Annotated in this window: 18 protein-coding genes, 5 tRNA genes and 3 rRNA genes; 23 read left to right on the top strand and 3 right to left on the bottom strand. The window is 46.3% G+C overall.

The features are described from left to right. Positions 1 to 155 precede the first annotated feature (155 nt). From N5E84_RS13150 to glmU, 10 genes are all read left to right on the top strand, one after another. The gene (locus N5E84_RS13150; protein ID WP_013855588.1) at positions 156 to 545 is read left to right on the top strand and encodes a F0F1 ATP synthase subunit I; all 390 of its coding nucleotides are present in this window, start codon (positions 156 to 158) and stop codon (positions 543 to 545) included. An 8-nt stretch (positions 546 to 553) separates the two neighbouring features. After that, the gene (gene atpB, locus N5E84_RS13145) at positions 554 to 1,384 is read left to right on the top strand and encodes a F0F1 ATP synthase subunit A (RefSeq protein ID WP_013855589.1); all 831 of its coding nucleotides are present in this window, start codon (positions 554 to 556) and stop codon (positions 1,382 to 1,384) included. Between the two features lie 57 nt (positions 1,385 to 1,441). After that, positions 1,442 to 1,696 (top strand): F0F1 ATP synthase subunit C, encoded by a 255-nt coding sequence (atpE, locus tag N5E84_RS13140; protein WP_002540812.1) that lies wholly within the window; start codon positions 1,442 to 1,444, stop codon positions 1,694 to 1,696. Positions 1,697 to 1,772: 76 nt separating this feature from the next. After that, positions 1,773 to 2,243, top strand: coding sequence for a F0F1 ATP synthase subunit B (gene atpF / locus N5E84_RS13135; RefSeq protein WP_013855591.1), 471 nt, complete (start codon positions 1,773 to 1,775; stop codon positions 2,241 to 2,243). 15 nt (positions 2,244 to 2,258) lie between these two features. Beyond that, positions 2,259 to 2,792: a F0F1 ATP synthase subunit delta gene (gene atpH / locus N5E84_RS13130; protein WP_013855592.1), complete on the top strand. Its 534-nt coding sequence runs from the start codon at positions 2,259 to 2,261 to the stop codon at positions 2,790 to 2,792. Positions 2,793 to 2,805: 13 nt separating this feature from the next. Continuing rightward, positions 2,806 to 4,347, top strand: coding sequence for a F0F1 ATP synthase subunit alpha (gene atpA, locus N5E84_RS13125; protein WP_026027662.1), 1,542 nt, complete (start codon positions 2,806 to 2,808; stop codon positions 4,345 to 4,347). Positions 4,348 to 4,410: 63 nt separating this feature from the next. Further along, positions 4,411 to 5,277, top strand: a complete 867-nt coding sequence (gene atpG / locus N5E84_RS13120) for a F0F1 ATP synthase subunit gamma (RefSeq protein WP_013855594.1) — start codon at positions 4,411 to 4,413, stop codon at positions 5,275 to 5,277. A gap of 34 nt (positions 5,278 to 5,311) precedes the next feature. After that, entirely contained in the window at positions 5,312 to 6,715 is a 1,404-nt protein-coding gene (atpD, locus tag N5E84_RS13115; protein WP_010319968.1) for a F0F1 ATP synthase subunit beta, read from the top strand. 18 nt (positions 6,716 to 6,733) lie between these two features. Further along, complete coding sequence (locus N5E84_RS13110; protein WP_013855597.1) at positions 6,734 to 7,156, top strand: F0F1 ATP synthase subunit epsilon; 423 nt, start codon at positions 6,734 to 6,736, stop codon at positions 7,154 to 7,156. A 150-nt stretch (positions 7,157 to 7,306) separates the two neighbouring features. Next, the gene (glmU, locus tag N5E84_RS13105; protein ID WP_026029111.1) at positions 7,307 to 8,668 is read left to right on the top strand and encodes a bifunctional UDP-N-acetylglucosamine diphosphorylase/glucosamine-1-phosphate N-acetyltransferase GlmU; all 1,362 of its coding nucleotides are present in this window, start codon (positions 7,307 to 7,309) and stop codon (positions 8,666 to 8,668) included. Between the two features lie 62 nt (positions 8,669 to 8,730). On the opposite strand, the gene punC is transcribed toward glmU, so the two are convergent. Further along, positions 8,731 to 9,936: a purine nucleoside transporter PunC gene (gene punC, locus N5E84_RS13100; protein ID WP_026027660.1), complete on the bottom strand. Its 1,206-nt coding sequence runs from the start codon at positions 9,934 to 9,936 to the stop codon at positions 8,731 to 8,733. A 148-nt stretch (positions 9,937 to 10,084) separates the two neighbouring features. On the opposite strand from punC, the gene punR reads away from it, so the two are divergent. Then, complete coding sequence (punR, locus tag N5E84_RS13095) at positions 10,085 to 10,990, top strand: DNA-binding transcriptional activator PunR (protein WP_019281691.1); 906 nt, start codon at positions 10,085 to 10,087, stop codon at positions 10,988 to 10,990. 66 nt (positions 10,991 to 11,056) lie between these two features. Here the strand turns inward: punR and fadA are convergent, their stop codons facing one another. Together fadA and fadB are read right to left on the bottom strand one after the other, a co-directional pair. Then, positions 11,057 to 12,232, bottom strand: coding sequence for an acetyl-CoA C-acyltransferase FadA (gene fadA / locus N5E84_RS13090; RefSeq protein WP_019281690.1), 1,176 nt, complete (start codon positions 12,230 to 12,232; stop codon positions 11,057 to 11,059). A gap of 14 nt (positions 12,233 to 12,246) precedes the next feature. Beyond that, positions 12,247 to 14,418 carry a fatty acid oxidation complex subunit alpha FadB gene (fadB, locus tag N5E84_RS13085; RefSeq protein WP_019281689.1) on the bottom strand — a complete coding sequence of 724 codons (2,172 nt, stop codon included), beginning with the start codon at positions 14,416 to 14,418 and terminating at the stop codon, positions 12,247 to 12,249. 218 nt (positions 14,419 to 14,636) lie between these two features. Between fadB and N5E84_RS13080 the strand changes: the two genes are divergently transcribed. From N5E84_RS13080 to crcB, 12 genes are all read left to right on the top strand, one after another. Then, a complete protein-coding gene (locus tag N5E84_RS13080) occupies positions 14,637 to 15,260 on the top strand; it encodes a YigZ family protein (RefSeq protein ID WP_017044107.1) in 624 nt (207 codons plus the stop codon). A gap of 30 nt (positions 15,261 to 15,290) precedes the next feature. Beyond that, positions 15,291 to 16,748 (top strand): TrkH family potassium uptake protein, encoded by a 1,458-nt coding sequence (locus N5E84_RS13075; protein ID WP_017046377.1) that lies wholly within the window; start codon positions 15,291 to 15,293, stop codon positions 16,746 to 16,748. A gap of 9 nt (positions 16,749 to 16,757) precedes the next feature. Next, positions 16,758 to 17,285 carry a menaquinone-dependent protoporphyrinogen IX dehydrogenase gene (gene hemG / locus N5E84_RS13070; RefSeq protein ID WP_013855605.1) on the top strand — a complete coding sequence of 176 codons (528 nt, stop codon included), beginning with the start codon at positions 16,758 to 16,760 and terminating at the stop codon, positions 17,283 to 17,285. Between the two features lie 510 nt (positions 17,286 to 17,795). Beyond that, positions 17,796 to 19,340, top strand: a 16S ribosomal RNA gene (locus tag N5E84_RS13065). A gap of 88 nt (positions 19,341 to 19,428) precedes the next feature. Then, a tRNA-Glu gene (locus N5E84_RS13060) sits at positions 19,429 to 19,504 on the top strand. 19 nt (positions 19,505 to 19,523) lie between these two features. Next, positions 19,524 to 19,599 (top strand) — tRNA-Lys (locus N5E84_RS13055). Between the two features lie 30 nt (positions 19,600 to 19,629). Next, a tRNA-Val gene (locus N5E84_RS13050) sits at positions 19,630 to 19,705 on the top strand. A gap of 358 nt (positions 19,706 to 20,063) precedes the next feature. Further along, positions 20,064 to 22,954, top strand: a 23S ribosomal RNA gene (locus N5E84_RS13045). Positions 22,955 to 23,041: 87 nt separating this feature from the next. After that, a 5S ribosomal RNA gene (gene rrf, locus N5E84_RS13040) occupies positions 23,042 to 23,157 on the top strand. The 16S, 23S and 5S rRNA genes sit together here with 5 tRNA genes alongside, the layout of an rRNA operon. 29 nt (positions 23,158 to 23,186) lie before the next feature. Beyond that, a tRNA-Asp gene (locus tag N5E84_RS13035) sits at positions 23,187 to 23,263 on the top strand. 59 nt (positions 23,264 to 23,322) lie between these two features. After that, positions 23,323 to 23,399, top strand: a tRNA-Trp gene (locus N5E84_RS13030). A gap of 368 nt (positions 23,400 to 23,767) precedes the next feature. Then, the gene (crcB, locus tag N5E84_RS13025) at positions 23,768 to 24,151 is read left to right on the top strand and encodes a fluoride efflux transporter CrcB (RefSeq protein WP_019282120.1); all 384 of its coding nucleotides are present in this window, start codon (positions 23,768 to 23,770) and stop codon (positions 24,149 to 24,151) included. The last annotated feature ends 49 nt before the right edge of the window (positions 24,152 to 24,200 follow it).

The following is a 24,200-nucleotide window of genomic DNA, read 5'->3' as shown; positions in this document are numbered from 1 at the left end:
AACGTTTTTTTATTTGAAAGTTGTCGGTTTGTAAACAAAATTGTAACTTTTTGCTGTCTTTCAATTGCAATCAGTTCGACTCACCGTATAATTTTCGCCAATTTCCCAGCCCTATGTTGTAGATGAGCTGAGGATATTACTAGAGGTACGAATACATGGTAGCTGCGTTGGCTAGACCAGGACGAGAGCTTGCTAAGCGATTGTTAATGATCCAGTCTGGCGCGGTTATTTTTGTGGCGGCAGGAATGGCGGTAGCTGTAAATGCTGAATGGGGCTTTTCTGCGCTGATTGGGGGTGGCATCTTTGTCATTGCCAATGCGGTTTTTGCGCTGTGTGCTTTTATGTTTAGTGGAGCTCGTGCTGCGAAGCAAGTCGCGGCCTCTTTCTACACTGGCGAAGTACTCAAGATCCTCATCACAGTTGCACTGTTCTGTGTTGCCTACATGTATATGCAGGTGGAACTCGTTCCCCTCAAACTAACCTATTTGCTGGCTCTAGGTATTAATATCTGTGCGCCAGTGCTATTCATTAACAACAAAAAATAGGATGAGTTATGGCTGCGCCAGGTGAAGCGCTAACATCGTCCGGATACATTGAACACCACTTGACGAACCTCTCTCTTGCGAAGATTTCTGAGCATTACGATTTGGGGCTGTCAATTAGTGAGACGAGTTTCTGGAACGTACATATCGATAGCCTGTTTTTTTCCTTGTTTACTGGCTTAATATTCCTATGGATATTTCGCTCTGTAGCAAAGAAAGCAACAGCGGGTGTACCCGGTAAGCTGCAGTGTTTTGTTGAAATATTGGTAGAATTTGTCGATCAAAACGTCAAAGACACCTTTCATGGACGCAATCCACTTATAGCACCGCTGGCACTGACTATCTTTTGTTGGGTATTGTTAATGAACATCATGGACTTAGTGCCCATCGATTTCTTACCGTATCCAGCACAACATTGGCTTGGTATCCCTTATCTAAAAGTGGTTCCGTCAGCTGATGTAAATATCACCATGGCTATGGCTCTAGGCGTATTTGCTCTGATGATTTACTACAGCATCAAAGTGAAAGGCCTAGGTGGTTTTGCGAAAGAATTAGCTCTACATCCATTCAATCACTGGACCATGATTCCGTTTAACCTACTTATTGAAGTGGTATCGTTACTTGCGAAACCTCTCTCACTCGGTATGCGTCTATTCGGTAACATGTTCGCAGGTGAGGTGGTATTTATTCTTATCGCAGCGATGCTACCATGGTGGCTACAATGGATGGGTTCACTACCGTGGGCGATTTTCCATATTCTGGTAATTCTGATTCAATCTTTCGTGTTCATGATGTTGACTATTGTTTATCTATCAATGGCACACGAAGATAGTGATCATTAATTTTTTAAAGCTTTTTATTTGGGCACATAAGCCAACAACTATAAATTGGAGATAGTAATGGAAACTTTACTGAGCTTTTCTGCAATCGCCGTAGGTATTATCGTCGGTCTTGCTTCTCTTGGTACAGCGATTGGTTTCGCACTTCTAGGCGGTAAATTCCTTGAAGGTGCTGCTCGTCAACCAGAAATGGCTCCTATGCTACAAGTTAAGATGTTTATCATCGCGGGTCTACTTGATGCGGTTCCTATGATCGGTATCGTAATTGCGCTTCTATTCACTTTCGCGAACCCATTTGTTGGTCAACTAGGTTAATCAACCGATCACACAAATTGATGATTTGTCGTTGATTAATACTTTTCGTTGGTGAACAAATAGAGGGGTAGCTGTTGTGAATATGAACGCAACTCTGCTAGGTCAAGCAATCGCGTTTGCACTGTTTGTGTGGTTCTGCATGAAATATGTATGGCCGCCAATCATGAATGCGATCGAAGAGCGTCAGAAGAAAATTGCTGACGGTCTTTCAGCCGCTGAGCGCGCTGCTAAAAACTTGGATCTAGCACAAGCCAACGCTTCTGAACAAATGAAAGAAGCGAAGCGCACTGCAACTGAGGTCATCGAACAGGCAAATAAACGTAAAGCTCAAATTTTAGACGAAGCACGTGAGGAAGCTCAGGCAGAACGCCAGAAAATCCTTGCTCAAGCGGAAGCTGAACTTGAATCTGAACGTAACCGTGCCCGCGATGAGCTGCGTAAACAAGTTGCAACTCTGGCTGTAGCTGGTGCTGAGAAAATCCTTGAGCGTTCTATCGATAAAGATGCGCACAAAGATATTCTCGACAACATTACTGCAAGACTTTAAGGATGGGGGCGCTTTATGTCTGATTTGACTACAATTGCACGCCCCTATGCTAAAGCAGCATTCGATTTTGCGGTAGAGAAAAAGCAACTTGACCAATGGGGTCAGATGTTAGCTTTTGCTGCCGAGGTCGCAAAGAACGAGCAAATGAAAGAGCTACTAACGGGCTCTGTTTCGGCTGAGAAATTAGCGGAAATTTTCATCGCAATTTGTGGCGAACAGTTTGATGTTTATGGCCAGAACCTGTTAAAGGTGATGGCTGAGAATGGCCGATTAAAGGCTCTTCCTGATGTTAGTGAACAGTTCTTTGCTCTGAAACAAGAGCATGAGAAGCAGATGGATGTTGAAGTGATTTCAGCAACTGAGCTTTCTGATGAACAGCTTGTCAATATCAGCACCAAACTTGAGCAGCGTCTTGAACGCAAAGTTCAGCTGAATTGCAGTATAGATGAGACCCTACTTGGTGGGGTTATAATTCGAGCCGGAGACCTTGTCATCGATAACTCAGCCCGCGGTCGTTTAAACCGCCTGAGCGATGCATTACAGTCTTGATGGGGATTGGAGCATGCAACTTAATTCCACGGAAATTAGCGATCTAATTAAACAACGTATCGAATCTTTCGACGTTGTTAGTGAAGCTCGCAATGAAGGTACTATCGTATCGGTAAGCGATGGTATCATTCGCATTCACGGCCTAGCGGACGTGATGCAAGGTGAAATGATTGAATTACCGAGTGGCCGTTATGCACTTGCACTTAACCTTGAGCGTGACTCGGTTGGTGCGGTTGTCATGGGCCCATATGCTGACCTTAAGGAAGGCATGAAAGTAACAGGTTCTGGTCGTATTCTTGAAGTGCCAGTTGGTCCTGAATTGTTAGGTCGCGTAGTGAATACACTCGGTCAGCCTATCGATGGTAAAGGTCCTATCGAAGCGAAATTGTCTTCACCTGTTGAAATGATTGCACCTGGTGTAATCGACCGTAAATCAGTCGATCAACCAGTACAAACCGGCTATAAGTCAGTTGACTCTATGATCCCAATCGGTCGTGGCCAACGTGAACTTATCATCGGTGACCGTCAAACTGGTAAAACAGCAATGGCGATCGACGCAATTATTAACCAAAAAGATTCAGGTATTTACTCTATCTATGTTGCGATTGGCCAAAAAGCCTCAACTATCGCTAACGTAGTACGCAAATTAGAAGAGCACGGCGCGCTTGCAAACACAGTTGTGGTTGTTGCATCGGCTTCTGAATCCGCGGCATTGCAATACCTTGCGCCATATGCAGGTTGTGCAATGGGTGAATACTTCCGCGATCGCGGTGAAGATGCACTGATTGTTTATGATGACTTATCTAAACAAGCGGTTGCTTACCGTCAGATCTCACTACTACTCAAACGCCCACCAGGCCGTGAAGCATTCCCAGGTGACGTTTTCTATCTCCACTCTCGTCTACTTGAGCGTGCTGCTCGTGTTAGCGAAGAGTATGTAGAACGTTTCACTAAGGGTGAAGTGAAAGGTAAAACCGGTTCTTTAACCGCTCTACCTATCATTGAAACACAAGCGGGTGACGTTTCAGCATTCGTACCGACTAACGTAATCTCGATTACCGATGGTCAGATCTTCCTACAAACTGAACTATTCAACGCGGGTGTTCGCCCAGCCGTTGACCCTGGTATTTCAGTATCTCGTGTAGGTGGTGCCGCTCAGACGAAAATCATCAAGAAACTGTCAGGTGGTATCCGTACCGCGCTTGCACAGTACCGTGAACTTGCTGCATTTGCTCAGTTCTCGTCAGATCTTGATGAAGCGACGAAGAGACAGCTAAACCATGGTCAGAAAGTAACAGAGCTGATGAAGCAGAAACAATATGCTCCGATGTCTGTGTTTGACCAAGCGTTGGTTATCTTTGCGGCAGAGCGTGGTTATTTAAATGATGTTGCGTTGAATAAACTGGCTGATTTTGAATCTGCTCTACTGTCGTATGCTCGTGGTCAATATGTTGATCTTGTAAAAGATATCGACAAATCGGGTGCTTATAACGATGAAATCGAAGCTCAGTTCAAGAAACTGGTTGACGATTTCAAGGCAACCCAGACCTGGTAATTGGTGGGTGACCCTAGGGTCACCACTGACCAATAACGGATTACCTTAAAAGAGAGTAAAACGATGGCCGGCGCAAAAGAGATACGTAATAAAATCGGTAGTGTTAAAAGCACGCAGAAAATTACGAAAGCGATGGAAATGGTAGCAGCTTCAAAAATGCGTCGTTCGCAAGACGGCATGGAAGCTTCTCGTCCATACGCTGAAACAATGCGTAAAGTGATCGGTCATGTGGCGAGTGCAAATCTAGAATATCGTCATCCTTATCTAGAAGAGCGCGAAGCCAAACGTGTTGGTTACATCATTATTTCAACAGACCGTGGTTTGTGTGGTGGTTTGAACGTGAACTTGTTCAAAAAAGCTCTACATGACATGAAAGATTGGTCGGAGAAAGGTGCTGAGGTTGAGCTGGCAATTGTGGGCTCAAAGGCAACGGCTTTCTTTAGAAACAGTGGCGCTAAAGTCGCTGCTCAAGTCTCTGGTTTGGGCGATAGCCCAACCTTGGAAGATTTGATCGGTTCCGTTGGTGTTATGCTGAAGAAATATGATGCAGGTGAGTTGGATCGCCTATACGTAGTGTTCAACAAATTTGTGAATACTATGGTTCAAGAACCAACGATCGATCAATTACTACCTTTGCCTAGATCGAATAGCGAAGAGATGAAACGCGAACATTCTTGGGATTACATCTATGAGCCTGAACCAAAGCCTCTACTCGATGCACTATTGCTGCGTTATGTAGAGTCTCAGGTTTATCAGGGTGTGGTTGAGAATCTTGCTTGTGAGCAAGCTGCTCGAATGATTGCGATGAAAGCAGCTACCGATAACGCAAGCAACTTGATTGATGATTTACAGCTTGTGTATAACAAAGCCCGTCAGGCGGCGATTACACAAGAACTATCGGAAATCGTTTCTGGTGCAGCAGCGGTTTAAGCTTAGGTAAAACAAACAGTTTAGAGGATTAACGATGGCTACAGGTAAGATCGTACAGATCATCGGTGCGGTAGTCGACGTAGAGTTCCCACAGGGCGAAGTACCAAGTGTTTACGATGCTCTGAATGTTGTGGATTCAAAAGAACGTCTCGTTCTTGAAGTTCAACAGCAGCTTGGCGGTGGCGTGATTCGCGCAATCGTAATGGGTAGCTCTGATGGTTTACGTCGTGGTTTGGTAGTTGAAAATACTGGCGCTCCAATTTCAGTACCAGTCGGTATTAAGACTTTAGGTCGTATCATGAACGTGCTTGGTGATGCGATTGATGAGCGTGGTGAAATCGGTGCGGAAGAGCTTTACTCTATCCACCGTCCAGCTCCAAGCTATGAAGAGCAATCAAACGAAACTGCTCTTCTTGAAACCGGTGTAAAAGTAATCGATTTGGTTTGTCCATTCTCTAAGGGTGGTAAAATCGGTCTATTTGGTGGTGCAGGTGTAGGTAAGACCGTTAACATGATGGAACTTATCAACAACATCGCACTGCAACACTCAGGTCTTTCAGTATTTGCGGGTGTTGGTGAACGTACTCGTGAAGGTAACGATTTCTACTATGAGATGCAGGAAGCAGGTGTTGTAAACATCGAAGAGCCTGAAAAATCAAAAGTAGCGATGGTTTACGGACAGATGAACGAGCCACCAGGCAACCGTCTACGTGTTGCACTGACGGGTTTGACAATGGCAGAACGTTTCCGTGACGAAGGTCGTGACGTACTTCTGTTCATCGATAACATCTACCGTTACACGCTTGCCGGTACGGAAGTATCAGCACTGCTAGGTCGTATGCCTTCAGCGGTAGGTTACCAACCTACTCTTGCAGAAGAGATGGGTGTGCTTCAGGAGCGTATTACGTCAACTAAGCAAGGTTCTATCACGTCTGTACAGGCGGTATATGTACCAGCAGATGACTTGACGGACCCGTCTCCAGCCACAACGTTCGCGCACTTGGATGCAACGGTTGTACTTAACCGTAACATCGCAGCAATGGGCCTATACCCAGCGATCGACCCACTCGATTCAACGTCTCGTCAGCTAGACCCACTCGTCGTAGGTCAAGAGCACTACGACATCGCTCGTGGCGTTCAGCAGACGCTTCAGCGCTACAAAGAGCTGAAAGACATCATTGCGATCTTGGGTATGGACGAGTTGTCTGAATCTGATAAGCAAGTTGTATCACGTGCACGTAAGATTGAACGTTTTCTAACTCAGCCTTATCACGTAGCTGAAGTATTTACAGGTGACCCTGGTGTTTACGTACCTCTAAAAGAGACGCTACGTGGCTTCAAAGGTCTTCTATCTGGTGAATACGATGACATTCCAGAGCAAGCGTTTATGTACTGCGGTACTATCGACGATGCGATTGAGAATGCTAAGAAGCTATAAGGATAACTAGGAGGCGATATGGCAGCAATAACCTTTCACCTAGACGTCGTCAGTGCAGAGAAGAAAATCTTCTCTGGCCAAGTCGAAACGTTTCAGGTGACCGGTAGCGAAGGTGAACTGGGAATTTTCCATGGTCACACACCGCTGCTGACCGCTATTAAGCCTGGTATGGTGCGTATCGTTAAGCTACACGGCCACGAAGAAATTATTTATGTTTCGGGTGGTATTGTCGAAGTGCAACCGGGTACTGCTACAGTACTGGCTGATACGGCAATTCGTGGTGAAGAACTAGACGCAGCTAAGGCAGAAGAAGCCAAACGCAAAGCTGAAGAGAATATTTCAAATCAGCATGGCGATATGAACTTCGCACAAGCGGCCAGTGAACTGGCTAAAGCCATGGCTCAGTTACGAGTTATCGAGCTGACCAAAAAACGTCGTTAATGTGTTTTATAATTAAGACGTGATGTAAAAAGGCGACCTATAGGTCGCCTTTTTGCTTATTTTTTAACAGAAAATTATTTAGTTAAATTAACTATCTCTTTAATTACCGCTAAAATGCGGCTTAACTTTTTTAACGTCAATAGGTTGTCAATGAAATTTAGCGCAGTGATCCTCGCAGCAGGTAAAGGTACTCGAATGTATTCTAATATGCCTAAAGTGCTGCACACACTGGCGGGTAAGCCAATGGTGAAACACGTAATTGATACGTGCAATAGCTTAGGTGCCCAAAATATCCACTTGGTTTATGGTCATGGTGGTGAGCAAATGCAGCAAGCGCTTGCCGAAGAGTCGGTTAACTGGGTGCTGCAAGCGGATCAATTAGGAACTGGCCATGCCGTTGATCAAGCCTCGCCTCATTTCCAAGACGATGAGAAGATCCTCGTGTTGTACGGTGATGTTCCATTGATCTCGGAAGAAACCGTGGAAAGCTTGTTAGATGCACAGCCTAATGATGGAATAGCCTTGCTGACAGTGGTACTGGATAACCCAACCGGTTATGGCCGTATCGTGCGTAAGCATGGCCCTGTGGTGGCAATTGTTGAACAAAAAGATGCCACTGATGAGCAAAAGTTAATTAAAGAGATCAATACGGGCGTGATGGTGGCAACGGGGCGCGATCTCAAGCGCTGGTTGTCAGGCTTAAGTAATGAGAACGCACAAGGCGAATATTATCTGACAGATGTTATCGCTGCCGCGCACAATGAAGGCCGCGCAGTTGAGGCTGTTCATCCTGCCAGCTCTATTGAAGTGGAAGGAGTAAATGATCGCGCTCAACTGGCTCGTTTAGAGCGTGCTTATCAAGCAACACAAGCGAAAAAGCTATTAGAACAAGGTGTGATGCTACGTGATCCTACGCGTTTTGATCTGCGTGGTGAATTACAGTGTGGGATGGATGTTGAGATTGATGCTAACGTCATCATCGAAGGAAATGTCTCTTTGGGTGATAACGTGATTATCGGCATGGGTTGTGTGCTTAAAGATTGCGAAATTGATGATAACACAGTGATCCGCCCATACAGCGTCATTGAAGGGGCAACCGTTGCAGAAAACTGTACCGTTGGGCCTTTTACCCGTTTACGTCCTGGTGCTGAACTGCGTAATGATGCGCACGTGGGTAATTTCGTAGAAGTAAAAAATACTCGTTTGGGTGAAGGTTCAAAAGCCAATCACTTAACTTATCTTGGTGATGCTGAAATTGGCCAGCGTGTTAATGTCGGAGCTGGCGTTATCACTTGTAATTACGATGGTGTCAATAAATTCAAAACCACAATTGGTGATGATGTGTTTGTCGGTTCAGACAGCCAGTTGATTGCTCCTGTAACGATCGCCAATGGTGCAACGATTGGTGCTGGCACTACGCTAAGCAGTAACGTTGCTGAAGGTGAGTTAGTCATCACTCGCGCGAAAGAGCGCAAAATCAATGGTTGGAAGCGTCCTGTTAAGCGTAGCTAACAAATGAACGATTAAAAAGCCGCTCATAATGAGCGGCTTTTTATCAGTTCTTATTAAAAGACTTACTCTTCATCGCTGACTACGCGTGCATTATCTGGTGCGGTGAAGTGTTGAGAAAGTTCGCGGTTCGAGACGATATAACCAATCCATAGCCCGCCCATACAAATCATAATTGCAATACCCGTCACCATTTGTGCTTGGCTGGCCAACGTTGCGACCAATGCGCTGGCTAAACTACTAACGCAGATTTGTAAGCTATTTTGTAAACCCGCTGCAGTGGCTGGGCTTTGTTTGGCACTCGATAGTGCGCGGTTCACCACGATAGGGTAAAGCGCTCCGTTGGCAACTGCTATTAAGCAAAACGGTGCCAAAATTGGCCAAATTGAGGTCAGTTGCCACTGTGATGCAATGAATACTAATAAAGTGGCAACGCTGAAGAGGCCAATCAACTGCTTGAGCACTTTTTCGTCACCAAATTTATTCACTCCCACCTTACCTAAGTAGCCACCAACCATGAAAGCGATCGTTTGAGGAATGAAACTCAAACCGATATCTTTAGCGGCATAACCAAGGCGTGCCATAATCTCTGGCATCCCAGTCAAGTAAGCAAAGAAGGCCGCAGAAGCGCAAGCAAACATCATCACATTACCCAAGTAGGTTTTAGTGCTGAGCAGAGCTTTGATATCTTGCTTAATTGAGGTTTGTTTGGGTTGTGATTGTTCATTTTTTTGAGCAAAAGTACAGGCTACAAGCGCAACACCCATTAATGTCAATGTCACAAAAATACTGTGCCAACCAAAGTTATCGGCCAGTAAGACGCCTAATTGAGGTGCAAGCGCGGGTGAAAGCGCGACCAAAGGCATGATGGTGGCGAATATTTGCTGGCTTGTTTTAGCTGGGTAGCGTTGAATTACCATTGCTTGCCAGATCACTGCGGGAGCACACACCCCTAAAGCTTGCACAAAGCGCAACGCTAATAATTGCCACACCTGCTCGCTAAAAGCTAAACCAAATGATGCCAACGTGAAGAGAACTAGGCCAGCCGCTAAAGTGTTACGGTGACCATATTTATCGGAAGCTAAGCCCCACACCAGTTGACCTAATGCCATACCGACCAGAAAAACGGTGAGAGACAAGGCTATTTGCTCTGGCCCTGTGGCAAAGTCCATTTCCATCGCTTTAAAGGCAGGGAGGTACATGTCTGTGGCAATGAAGCCAAGCATAGAGAGCGCGGCTAAGTACAGCAACTGTAATTTTGATGCTTTCATTTTTATTACCATTCAAAAAAATTAATCAATATTTGGCCAGCATTAATCTATGCCAACCTTAATTTATCTACTCATCTATTCTATTTTTCGTTTAATATTAAATGAAACGCTAAATTTGTTGGTTATTCATCAAAAAAATTGAAGGCTTGTGTTTTCTAAATCCTCATTAGAAATGCTTGATACTGTCGCACGGTTGGGTAGTTTTACCGCCGCTGCGGAAGTTTTGCATAAAGTGCCGTCAGCGATCAGCTACGGCGTTCGCCAAGTCGAACAAGATTTGGATGTGCTGCTGTTTCGCCGTTTACCTAGAAAGGTGGAACTGACGCCCGCTGGTGAGCTGTTTATGGTGGAGGCTCGCCAATTGCTTAGGCAGATGGAAGAGATTCGTTCACAAACTAAACGCGCGGCGCATGGTTGGCAGAAAACGCTAAAATTGACGCTTGATAACGTGGTTAAACTCGACAAAATGAAACCGCTGGTGGAAGATTTTTATCGCACGTTTGAGTTTGCTGAGCTGCAAATCAACATGGAAGTGTTTAATGGCTCATGGGAAGCTATTGCGCAAGGTCGAGCTGACATTGTGATTGGTGCAACCTCTGCGATTCCTGTCGGTGGTGATTTTGAAGTGCGTGACATGGGTGTGTTGGATTGGGCATTTGTAATGTCTCCTCGTCACCCTTGTGCTCAAGAGCCCTATTTAAGCGAAGATTTTGTCAGTCAGTTCCCGGCGATTTGTTTGGATGACACGTCAAGTGTATTACCCAAGCGACATACGGATCACTACCCGCAGCAACGGCGTTTACTTTTACCGAATTGGTATAGTGCGATTGAATGCTTAAAAAATGAAGTCGGTGTGGGCTACATGCCAAGACACATTGCACAACCTTTGATTGTTGATGGTGGGTTGGTTGAACGGGTTCTCACCGTTGATAAACTGCTTAGTCAATGCTGTTTAGTATGGCGCAAAGATGATAATCATAAATTGATCGAGTGGATGGTGAATTATCTGGGCAGTAGCGATCAACTTTATCGTGATTGGCTTCAAGCTAAATAACCTAATAAGAAGAGCCAGCAGTGCTGGCTCTTAAAAGACTCTTCAGTGAGAAGAAAAACAGAATGGTTATGGGCGCTCAAAAATAGTCGCAATGCCTTGGCCTAAACCAATGCACATCGTTGCTAGACCATATTTGGCGTCTTTCGCTTCCATCAAGTTAATCAGTGTGGTGGAGATGCGCGTGCCAGAACACCCGAGAGGATGACCCAGTGCGATCGCCCCTCCATTTAGGTTAACCTTCTCATCCACTACATCGAGCAAACCGAGATCTTTCGCGCAAGGTAGAGATTGAGCTGCAAACGCTTCGTTTAACTCAATCACATCCATATCTTGCATGGTGAGGCCTGCACGCTGTAGCGCTTTATGGGTAGCCGGAACTGGCCCATAACCCATAATTGAAGGATCGCAACCAGCGACGGCCATTGATTTCACACGCGCGCGAATATTTAAGCCAAGCGCATTGGCTTTCTCTTCGCTCATGATCAACATTGCCGATGCGCCATCGGATAGAGCCGATGAGGTGCCTGCTGTTACAGTACCATTGGCTGGGTCAAAAACAGGACGTAACTGTGCTAGCCCTTCAACAGTGGTTTCCGGGCGGATCACTTCATCAAAATCCAGCGTGAACAGAGTACCATCTTCAGCATGAGCCTCGGTGGGAAGGATTTCATTTTTGAAGCGACCTTCAACGGTTGCTGCGTAAGCGCGTTGATGCGAACGAGCGGCAAAGGTATCTTGTTGCTCACGGCTAATGCCGTGCATTTTACCTAACATCTCAGCCGTTAACCCCATCATCCCCGCAGCTTTGGCAACGGTTTTTGACATGCCGGGATGGAAATCAACGCCATGGTTCATCGGTACGTGCCCCATATGCTCAACGCCGCCCACAAGGCAGATTTCAGCATCACCAACCATAATGGCGCGGGTGGCATCATGCAGTGCTTGCATTGATGAACCACATAAACGGTTAACGGTGACGGCACCAATTTCAATCGGCAAGCCAGCTAACAGTGCCGCATTACGCGCGACGTTAAAGCCTTGTTCTAAGGTTTGTTGCACACAACCCCAGTAGATATCTTCGATCTCTTTTGGGTTGACTTGTGGATTACGGGCTAAAATGCCTTTCATCAGATGTGCAGATAAATCTTCCGCACGAGTATGACGAAATGCCCCACCTTTTGAGCGACCCATCGGGGTGCGTAGGCAATCAACAATTACGACATTTCTCTTATGTGAAGTCATTTGGACATCTCTCCTTAGATAGAACTTGCTTGTTGAGTACCGTAGAAGGTCTCGCCTTTTTCTGCCATATCAAGCAGCAGTTGAGGTACATGATACATCGCGCCCAATGCTTGGTATTGGCTTGCCATTGCAACGTAGTTTTGTAAGCCAAGACTATCGAGATAGCGGAATACGCCGCCTCTAAAAGGAGGGAACCCCAAGCCGTACACCAACGCCATGTCAGCTTCTTGGGGTGAGGCGATGATCTTCTCTTCTAAACAGAGTGCCACTTCATTGATCATCGGAATCATCATGCGTTCAATGATGGTTTGATCGTCAAAAGTACGTTTATCACCACATTCTACGTTAAGAACAGTGAGGACCTCTTCAGAGAAAGTTTTCTTCGGTTTGCCTTTCTTATCTAAAGTGTATTGATAGAAACCGCTGCCATTTTTCTGGCCATATTTATTGGCGTCAAACAGTGCATCAATAGCATCGCGGCCCTGTTTGCCCATACGTTCAGGGAAACCTTGTGCCATTACTGCTTGTGCATGGTGAGCGGTATCAATACCGACCACATCTAGAAGATAAGCAGGGCCCATTGGCCAACCAAACTTACGTTCCATCACTTTATCGATTTGAGTGAAATCAGCGCCATCGAGCAGTAATAAACTAAAGCCACCAAAGTAAGGGAAAAGTACGCGGTTTACGAAGAACCCAGGGCAGTCATTGACCACGATGGGGGATTTACCCATTTTGGCCGCGTAAGCGACAACTCGATTGATGGTTTCATCGGAAGTGTGTTCACCACGAATAATTTCCACCAATGGCATACGATGTACTGGGTTAAAAAAGTGCATACCACAGAAGTTTTCTGGACGTTTGAGTGATTTGGCCAGTAGGTTGATTGGAATGGTTGAGGTGTTCGAGGTGATAACCGCATCCTCACCAACATGGGCTTCCACTTCACTTAGTACCGCGGCTTTGATTTTCGGGTTTTCAACCACAGCTTCAACAATCACATCCGCTTGCTCAATCCCCGCATAATGCAGGCTAGGCGTAATCGATGCCAGCACACTTGCCATTTTAAAACCATCAATTTTTCCGCGCTCTAGCTGCTTGTTGAGTAACTTAGATGCCTCGGTCATACCTAAATTAAGGGACGATTGAGCGATATCTTTCATCAAAACAGGCACGCCTTTTACTGCCGATTGATAAGCAATGCCGCCGCCCATGATACCCGCACCAAGTACAGCCGCTCGTCCGGTTTCTTTATTGGCTGATTTAGCCGCTTTTTTTGCCAGTGCTTTAATATATTGGTCGTTGAGGAATAAACCGACCAAGGATTTCGCCGCTTCAGAATGAGCGAGCTTAACGAAGTGTCTACGCTCAATGGCCAATGCTTCATCACGGCTACAGCGCGCGGCTTCTTCTATTGCAATAACAGCGGTTATTGGCGCTGGATAATGAGGTCCGGCATGCTGTGCAACCAAGCCTTTGGCCATGGTGAAGCTCATCATGGCTTCTAATTTGCTGAGTGTCAGCGCGGACATTTTTTGCTGGCGACGCATTTTCCAATCAACGGTTTCATTGATGGCCGATGTGATGGTTTTGAGTGCTGACTCAAGCAGTTTGTCGCTATCAACAATCGCATCGAGCAGTCCAATTTTAAGGGCTTCCTCAGCACGACATGCTTTGCCTTGAGTGATCACTTCCATAGCATTGTCGGCACCAATTACACGAGGCAGACGCACACAGCCACCGAACCCCGGCATAATACCAAGCTTTGTTTCCGGTAATCCTATGCTGGTGGTCGCGTCACCAATACGGAAATCGGTAGCGAGTACACACTCACATCCACCGCCTAGCGCGTGCCCTGTTAAAGCGGCTAGTGTCGGAACGGGTAGATCTTCTAGTTTGTTGAAAATGCTATTGGCAAATTGCAGCCATTGGTCGAGTTCTTGCGCAGGTTTAGCAAAGAGACCTAAAAACTCAGTGATATCAGCCCCGACAATAAAAGATTCTTTATCGGAAGTAAGAATAAGGCCTTTCAGTCCTTGGTGGGCTTTTAGGGCATCAAGTGCATGGTTGAGCGATTCAAGAGTGGCAAGGTCAAGTTTGTTCACTGACTCCTTGGAGCAGAAACGCAACTCCGCAATACCATCTTGTAATTCCTTTACCTGTAGGGTGTTGGCTTGGTAAATCATTGTCTATCTCCGTGACATACAACCTTAAGATCGTGTGTGAGAGTTTTTGTTGTATTAATGGTTCTGGTTTGACCAGTCGGTTTAGTTTGACCTGAGGATTGTTTAATTTCAATACATTTTTTAAACAACTGTTTAACATTGAGTGCGAATGGAGATCAGCGCTGCTTTTTTAAGTGCACGTGTTACACTCTTGCCATCCGCTCGATCTATGATTTCACATGAACGAACAACCTTATTTAATTCCAGCGTTGCCCACCCAATTTGAAGAGGAAATCAAAAAAAGCCTCTTTATTACCTATTTGGCCCATACTCCGAGTGTAGATGCTGCCAAAGCCTTCGTTGCGCAAATAAAGACAAAACATAGCGACGCCAGACATAACTGCTGGGGCTTTGTTGCCGGACGACCGGAAGATTCGATGTTGTGGGGTTTTAGTGATGATGGTGAGCCATCAGGGACGGCGGGCAAACCGATATTGGCGCAGCTAGCCGGATCGAGTGTCGGGGAGTTAACGGCCGTCGTCACTCGCTATTATGGTGGGATTCGTCTTGGCACTGGTGGGTTAGTTAAAGCTTATGGTGGCGGAGTACAACAAGCACTCAAGCAGCTTCAAACTATTGAGAAAAAAATCACCACAAAATTATCCCTAACGTTAGACTACAGTTTTGTGCCGATTGCTCAATCCATCATCGCGCAGTATGAAGCATTAGAAGTCGAAGCCGATTATAAAGAACAGGTTAAATTTCTTGTTGAGATAGAATTGCGCCATCTTGATGCCTTTACTCAAACTATCATTAATAAAAGCGGTGCAAAAGCTGTAGTGACCGCCATAAAAAATAATTAGGAAGTCAGAAGCTTCGCTTCAGAAAAAGCAATGCAAATTCGATCTATTATTCGTATCGTCGGGCTTTTGCTCGCGCTATTTAGTGTCTCTATGCTTGCCCCTGCGCTGGTGGCTTTGCTGTACCGCGATGGTGCAGGTGTACCTTTTGTCACGACCTTTTTTGTATTGTTGATGTGTGGCGGTTTTTTTTGGTTTCCAAACCGCCGCTATCGACATGAATTGAAAGCCAGAGACGGTTTTTTGATCGTTGTACTGTTTTGGACGGTTATCGGTAGTGCGGGTTCATTACCATTTTGGTTAGCGGATAACCCTAATGTATCGGTGACGGATGCGTTTTTTGAATCGTTTTCAGCATTAACCACCACCGGAGCAACCGTCATTGTTGGGTTAGATGAATTACCTAAAGCGATTTTGTTCTATCGGCAGTTTTTACAATGGTTTGGTGGGATGGGGATCATCGTTCTAGCGGTGGCCATTTTGCCAGTATTGGGAATTGGGGGAATGCAGTTATATCGAGCAGAAATTCCAGGCCCGGTCAAAGATACTAAAGTCACTCCAAGAATCGCCGAAACCGCTAAAGCACTTTGGTACATCTATTTAAGCTTAACGATTGCCTGCGCGACTGCTTTTTGGGCAGCAGGGATGACCCTATTTGATGCGATTTGTCATAGCTTCTCTACGATCGCTATTGGTGGGTTTTCGACTCATGATGCAAGCATGGGGTATTTTGACAGTTATGCGATCAATTTAATTACGGTTGTTTTTTTGCTCATTTCAGCCTGTAATTTTACGCTCCATTACGCGGCGTTTGCGACAGGTGGTGTTCATCCAAAATATTACCTTAAAGATCCAGAGTTTAGAGCTTTTGCTCTTATACAAGTCATTTTGTTTGCGGTTTGCTTTTCGATTTTACTCAAACACCATTCTTACGACTCTTTTTATGACGCTTTTGATCAGGCGCTATTTCAAACGGTATCCATTTCGACGACGGCAGGCTTTACCACAACAGGTTTTGCAGATTGGCCGTTATTCTTACCTGTATTATTGCTGTTTTCTTCATTTATAGGTGGGTGTGCTGGCTCTACGGGCGGTGGCATGAAAGTGATCCGTATCTTATTACTTACCTTACAAGGTGCTCGTGAGATGAAACGCCTTATCCACCCAAGAGCCGTGTATACGATTAAGGTGGGCGGAAGTGCTCTTTCACAGCGAGTTGTTGACGCGGTTTGGGGATTTTTCTCAGCGTACGCACTGGTCTTCGTGGCGTGTATGTTGGCATTGATCGCAACAGGAATGGATGAACTGAGTGCATTTTCTGCCGTCGCTGCAACATTGAATAACTTAGGGCCTGGATTGGGTCAAGTCTCCGTACACTTTGCGGATGTTAATGACAGTGCAAAATGGGTATTGGTTGTTTCGATGCTCTTTGGTCGCTTAGAAATTTTTACACTATTAATACTGCTTACCCCTACGTTTTGGCGCAGTTAAGGATATCCCGTGCAAAAAGCTCTTTTTCTCTATTCTTCCCGTGAAGGTCAAACCAAGAAAATTCTTAACTATATAAAAGAGGAACTTTCTGAGTTTGATTGCGAACTTGCCGATTTACATCAAATTGAGGATATTGATTTAGCTCTTTACGATCGAGTCTTAATTGGTGCTTCTATTCGCTACGGACATTTAAATAAAAAGCTTTATCAATTTATAGAAAAACATGCCGAGCAATTAGCACTCGCTAAAGCGGCGTTCTTTTGTGTCAACTTAACTGCAAGAAAAGAAGCGCAGGGTAAAGATACTCCAGAAGGAAGTGTCTATATTAAAACCTTTCTCAGTAAATCAGCATGGCAACCCAAGCTAATCGGAGTTTTCGCTGGTGCTCTTTACTATCCACGTTATCACTTTTTCGATAAGGTGATGATTCGTTTCATCATGTCATTGACTGGCGGTGAAACTGACACCTCAAAAGAAGTTGAGTACACAAACTGGCAAAAAGTATCTCTTTTTAGTGATAACTTTAAAAAATTGTAAATAAAAAGTCGATTTTTAGCGTCTTTTGGCTTTTTTCTGTTCGAACAAATAGAAAATCAAAAAAAACAGCAAAAAGGGGTTGCCAACGTGACGGCGATCTCTATAATGCCGCCTCACTGACACGGCACAGCCAGTAAGGGTTCAAGCCCAATTAGCCAGCCAATCAGTAGGTCAAATCGGTAAGACGAAATAATTTAATAAAGTGTTTGACACTTTTCATTATCTCGCTAGAATGGCCGCCTCTTCAAAGGAAGCCTCGGCAAGCCGGAGAGGAACGCTCTTTAACAATATAAACCTATTAATCTGTGTGGGCACTCGTTGATGATAATCAAAAAAGATTTATCAATGAACTGAGTGACCAATCAGAATCAAGTTTACTTGATTTTGGCACAGTCAATTCATTGTTGTTCTGTTGGAACAACAATAGCTTTAAAATTACTTTTTTACTTTCGAGTAAGAGCAGTTTTGAAGTCAGTATTCATTGAGCCGGTCTTAGGACCAACAAAACTTTAATTGAAGAGTTTGATCATGGCTCAGATTGAACGCTGGCGGCAGGCCTAACACATGCAAGTCGAGCGGCAGCACAGAGGAACTTGTTCCTTAGGTGGCGAGCGGCGGACGGGTGAGTAATGCCTAGGAAATTGCCCTGATGTGGGGGATAACCATTGGAAACGATGGCTAATACCGCATGATGCCTACGGGCCAAAGAGGGGGACCTTCGGGCCTCTCGCGTCAGGATATGCCTAGGTGGGATTAGCTAGTTGGTGAGGTAATGGCTCACCAAGGCGACGATCCCTAGCTGGTCTGAGAGGATGATCAGCCACACTGGAACTGAGACACGGTCCAGACTCCTACGGGAGGCAGCAGTGGGGAATATTGCACAATGGGCGCAAGCCTGATGCAGCCATGCCGCGTGTATGAAGAAGGCCTTCGGGTTGTAAAGTACTTTCAGTCGTGAGGAAGGTGGTGTTGTTAATAGCAGCATCATTTGACGTTAGCGACAGAAGAAGCACCGGCTAACTCCGTGCCAGCAGCCGCGGTAATACGGAGGGTGCGAGCGTTAATCGGAATTACTGGGCGTAAAGCGCATGCAGGTGGTGGATTAAGTCAGATGTGAAAGCCCGGGGCTCAACCTCGGAACCGCATTTGAAACTGGTTCACTAGAGTACTGTAGAGGGGGGTAGAATTTCAGGTGTAGCGGTGAAATGCGTAGAGATCTGAAGGAATACCGGTGGCGAAGGCGGCCCCCTGGACAGATACTGACACTCAGATGCGAAAGCGTGGGGAGCAAACAGGATTAGATACCCTGGTAGTCCACGCCGTAAACGATGTCTACTTGGAGGTTGTGGCCTTGAGCCGTGGCTTTCGGAGCTAACGCGTTAAGTAGACCGCCTGGGGAGTACGGTCGCAAGATTAAAACTCAAATGAATTGACGGGGGCCCGCACAAGCGGTGGAGCATGTGGTTTAATTCGATGCAACGCGAAGAACCTTACCTACTCTTGACATCCAGAGAAGCCAGCGGAGACGCAGGTGTGCCTTCGGGAACTCTGAGACAGGTGCTGCATGGCTGTCGTCAGCTCGTGTTGTGAAATGTTGGGTTAAGTCCCGCAACGAGCGCAACCCTTATCCTTGTTTGCCAGCGAGTAATGTCGGGAACTCCAGGGAGACTGCCGGTGATAAACCGGAGGAAGGTGGGGACGACGTCAAGTCATCATGGCCCTTACGAGTAGGGCTACACACGTGCTACAATGGCGCATACAGAGGGCAGCAAGCTAGCGATAGTGAGCGAATCCCAAAAAGTGCGTCGTAGTCCGGATTGGAGTCTGCAACTCGACTCCATGAAGTCGGAATCGCTAGTAATCGTAGATCAGAATGCTACGGTGAATACGTTCCCGGGCCTTGTACACACCGCCCGTCACACCATGGGAGTGGGCTGCAAAAGAAGTGGGTAGTTTGACCTTTCGGGGAGGACGCTCACCACTTTGTGGTTCATGACTGGGGTGAAGTCGTAACAAGGTAGCGCTAGGGGAACCTGGCGCTGGATCACCTCCTTATACGAAGATTACACTGATGAGTGTCCACACAGATTGATGGTTTATACAGTTTAAGAGACGAGGATGTTCCCAAACATTCTTACTTAGTGTCCCGTTCGTCTAGAGGCCTAGGACACCGCCCTTTCACGGCGGTAACAGGGGTTCGACTCCCCTACGGGATACCACTTCCGTTGTGAAGTAAAGGGGTCGTTAGCTCAGTTGGTAGAGCAGTTGACTTTTAATCAATTGGTCGCAGGTTCGAATCCTGCACGACCCACCATTTCTTCCACAAGAAATGTGAAAAACATGTGGGCGATTAGCTCAGTTGGGAGAGCACCTGCCTTACAAGCAGGGGGTCACTGGTTCGAACCCGGTATCGCCCACCACTCTCTAAGGATTTTTGGATGCACATTGCCAAACCAGATTAAGTAATTGAACTGGTTGGTCTGTTTGACTCTGAAAGTCATTAGAAAGTGATTCATTCCGTTAGGAATACCACTCGCTCTTTAACAATTTGGAAAGCTGACTGATAACAACAGACGTGTTTGTTGTTATCAAATAAAAGTTCTCAACATCAATGCGTTTAACGTATTGATACCAAACACATTCAAGTGTTCTTGGGAAAGCTTACTTCGGTAAGTTTTCAAAATTGAGTCCGGCAAAATCAAACGTCTCTCGCTCATTCAAATAATGAGAGACAACCTTGGTGACTTGTCTACAACACGAAACTTCTTCGGGTTGTATGGTTAAGTGACTAAGCGTACACGGTGGATGCCTTGGCAGTCAGAGGCGATGAAGGACGTAGTAACTTGCGATAAGCGTAGATTAGGCAGTAACAGCCACTTGAGTCTACGATTTCCGAATGGGGAAACCCACGTGCATAAGCACGTATCCTTACCTGAATACATAGGGTAAGGAGGCAAACCGGGGGAACTGAAACATCTAAGTACCCCGAGGAGAAGAAATCAACAGAGATTCCGAAAGTAGCGGCGAGCGAAATTGGACTAGCCCTTAAGCTTTTAATGATGCAGGTGAAGCCTCTGGAAAGTGGCGCAATAAAGGGTGATAGCCCCGTAACTGTTCCATCATTATAAGTGAAATCGAGTAAGGCGGGACACGTGTTATCCTGTCTGAACATGGGGGGACCATCCTCCAAGGCTAAATACTACTGACTGACCGATAGTGAACCAGTACCGTGAGGGAAAGGCGAAAAGAACCCCTGTGAGGGGAGTGAAATAGAACCTGAAACCGTGTACGTACAAGCAGTAGGAGCACCTTCGTGGTGTGACTGCGTACCTTTTGTATAATGGGTCAGCGACTTATATTCAGTGGCAAGGTTAACCGAATAGGGGAGCCGTAGGGAAACCGAGTCTTAACTGGGCGCTTCAGTCTCTGGATATAGACCCGAAACCGGGTGATCTAGCCATGGGCAGGTTGAAGGTTGAGTAACATCAACTGGAGGACCGAACCGACTAATGTTGAAAAATTAGCGGATGACTTGTGGCTAGGGGTGAAAGGCCAATCAAACTCGGAGATAGCTGGTTCTCCCCGAAAGCTATTTAGGTAGCGCCTCGGACGAATACTACTGGGGGTAGAGCACTGTTAAGGCTAGGGGGTCATCCCGACTTACCAACCCTTTGCAAACTCCGAATACCAGTAAGTACTATCCGGGAGACACACGGCGGGTGCTAACGTCCGTCGTGGAGAGGGAAACAACCCAGACCGCCAGCTAAGGTCCCAAATTACTACTAAGTGGGAAACGATGTGGGAAGGCTCAGACAGCCAGGATGTTGGCTTAGAAGCAGCCATCATTTAAAGAAAGCGTAATAGCTCACTGGTCGAGTCGGCCTGCGCGGAAGATGTAACGGGGCTAAGTAGTAAACCGAAGCTGCGGCAATACAGTTTACTGTATTGGGTAGGGGAGCGTTCTGTAAGCCGTTGAAGGTGTGTTGTAAAGCATGCTGGAGGTATCAGAAGTGCGAATGCTGACATGAGTAACGATAAGGGGGGTGAAAAACCTCCCCGCCGGAAGACCAAGGGTTCCTGTCCAACGTTAATCGGGGCAGGGTAAGTCGACCCCTAAGGCGAGGCTGAAAAGCGTAGTCGATGGGAAACGGGTTAATATTCCCGTACTGCTTATAATTGCGATGGGGGGACGGAGAAGGCTAGGTGGGCCAGGCGACGGTTGTCCTGGTTCAAGTGCGTAGGCTAAGAGACTAGGTAAATCCGGTTTCTTGTTAGGCTGAGACACGACGTCGAGCTGCTACGGCAGTGAAGTCATTGATGCCCTGCTTCCAGGAAAAGCCTCTAAGCTTCAGATTATAAGCAATCGTACCCCAAACCGACACAGGTGGTCGGGTAGAGAATACCAAGGCGCTTGAGAGAACTCGGGTGAAGGAACTAGGCAAAATGGTACCGTAACTTCGGGAGAAGGTACGCTCTTATTGGTGAAGTCCCTCGCGGATGGAGCTGACGAGAGTCGCAGATACCAGGTGGCTGCAACTGTTTATTAAAAACACAGCACTGTGCAAAATCGCAAGATGACGTATACGGTGTGACGCCTGCCCGGTGCCGGAAGGTTAATTGATGGGGTTAGACTTAGGTCGAAGCTCTTGATCGAAGCCCCGGTAAACGGCGGCCGTAACTATAACGGTCCTAAGGTAGCGAAATTCCTTGTCGGGTAAGTTCCGACCTGCACGAATGGCGTAATGATGGCCACGCTGTCTCCACCCGAGACTCAGTGAAATTGAAATCGCTGTGAAGATGCAGTGTACCCGCGGCTAGACGGAAAGACCCCGTGAACCTTTACTACAGCTTGGCACTGAACATTGAACCTACATGTGTAGGATAGGTGGGAGACTTAGAAGCGCAGTCGCTAGATTGCGTGGAGTCGACCTTGAAATACCACCCTTGTCGTTTTGATGTTCTAACGTAGGCCCCTCATCGGGGTTGCGGACAGTGCCTGGTGGGTAGTTTGACTGGGGCGGTCTCCTCCCAAAGAGTAACGGAGGAGCACGAAGGTGGGCTAATCACGGTTGGACATCGTGAGGTTAGTGCAATGGCATAAGCCCGCTTAACTGCGAGAATGACGGTTCGAGCAGGTACGAAAGTAGGTCATAGTGATCCGGTGGTTCTGAATGGAAGGGCCATCGCTCAACGGATAAAAGGTACTCCGGGGATAACAGGCTGATACCGCCCAAGAGTTCATATCGACGGCGGTGTTTGGCACCTCGATGTCGGCTCATCACATCCTGGGGCTGAAGTCGGTCCCAAGGGTATGGCTGTTCGCCATTTAAAGTGGTACGCGAGCTGGGTTTAGAACGTCGTGAGACAGTTCGGTCCCTATCTGCCGTGGGCGTTGGAAGATTGAAGGGGGCTGCTCCTAGTACGAGAGGACCGGAGTGGACGAACCGCTGGTGTTCGGGTTGTCATGCCAATGGCATTGCCCGGTAGCTAAGTTCGGAATTGATAAGCGCTGAAAGCATCTAAGCGCGAAGCGAGCCCTGAGATGAGTCTTCCCTGGCACTTTAAGTGTCCTAAAGGGTTGTTCGAGACTAGAACGTTGATAGGTTGGGTGTGTAAGCGCTGCGAGGCGTTGAGCTAACCAATACTAATTGCCCGTGAGGCTTAACCATACAACACCGAAGGGGTTTTGTGGGCTCAATGGAAGAACATTGAATGTGTGAATGAGAACGAAACAGCTTTCCGAATTAAGAAATTTTCTTGGCGACCATAGCGTTGTGGACCCACCTGATTCCATGCCGAACTCAGAAGTGAAACACAACAGCGCCGATGGTAGTGTGGGGTCTCCCCATGTGAGAGTAGGACATCGCCAGGCTTTGAATATTGTCTAACCAGACACGCTGCGGAGCGGTAGTTCAGTTGGTTAGAATACCGGCCTGTCACGCCGGGGGTCGCGGGTTCGAGTCCCGTCCGCTCCGCCACTTATTAAGTGCCTCAGCAGTCATGTTGAGGTTTTCTTCAATGAGTAAGATAAAGTTTTAGGGGTGTAGCTCCAACTGGCAGAGCAGCGGATTCCAAATCCGCGTGTTGGGAGTTCGAATCTCTCCACCCCTGCCATCTATCAAGCCTCCGCAGAAATGCTGAGGCTTTTTGCTATCTGTTCACTTCCTCTATAGATAGCAATCCGAAAAATTAACTAATTCCGTTTACCTCATCCCTTCGGCACATTTTTGTGGCCAGCTCTCTGTACTCAAGCTGTATCCAAGAAAGCGATCCCGAGCGTGAAATAGCCTTAATTAGATCATATTGTTACTTCAATTGGCATTAAGAGCGGTTTAGCTTATCCATTTACTCAGTAAGTGACGGATGTAACTTTTTAAAAGCACTAGATTATCAGCATAACTTTCCTTGATTATTTTAGTAATTAGGTTCGATTTATTATGCTTAGCGGTTAAAATAACGACGGTTACTTTTAGGAATTCGTTATGGGACAGCTGTCTATTTTAGGTTTTATTGCATTAGGTGGTGCATTTGGTGCGTGCGCTCGTTATTTGGTTACCGAGCTAAGTGTTCAGTTATTAGGGCGTGGATTCCCTTATGGAACGCTGATGGTCAACGTTGTCGGCTCATTTATTATGGGATTGTTGATCGCTGCTTTTGAGAGTGAATTACTTGCAACTGAGCCATGGCGCCAGATTATTGGTTTGGGTTTCTTGGGTGCATTAACCACATTTTCTACATTCTCAATGGATAATGTATTGCTGATGCAGCAAGGAGCCTTTCTGAAAATGGGTGTTAATGTCTTATTAAACGTGGTGCTAAGTATCTCAGCGGCTTGGATAGGTTTCCAGTTGTTGATGAAAAGTTAACGAAATTACAATTTCATCTTGGTTAATGGATAGTCTTTCCCTATAATCG

It is taken from the genome of Vibrio sp. J502 (genome assembly GCF_025397955.1).
Classification (GTDB): Bacteria; Pseudomonadota; Gammaproteobacteria; order Enterobacterales; family Vibrionaceae; genus Vibrio; species Vibrio anguillarum.
The sequence above is the reverse complement of the archived record's forward strand: the minus strand, read 5'-3'. Positions and strand labels throughout refer to the sequence as shown.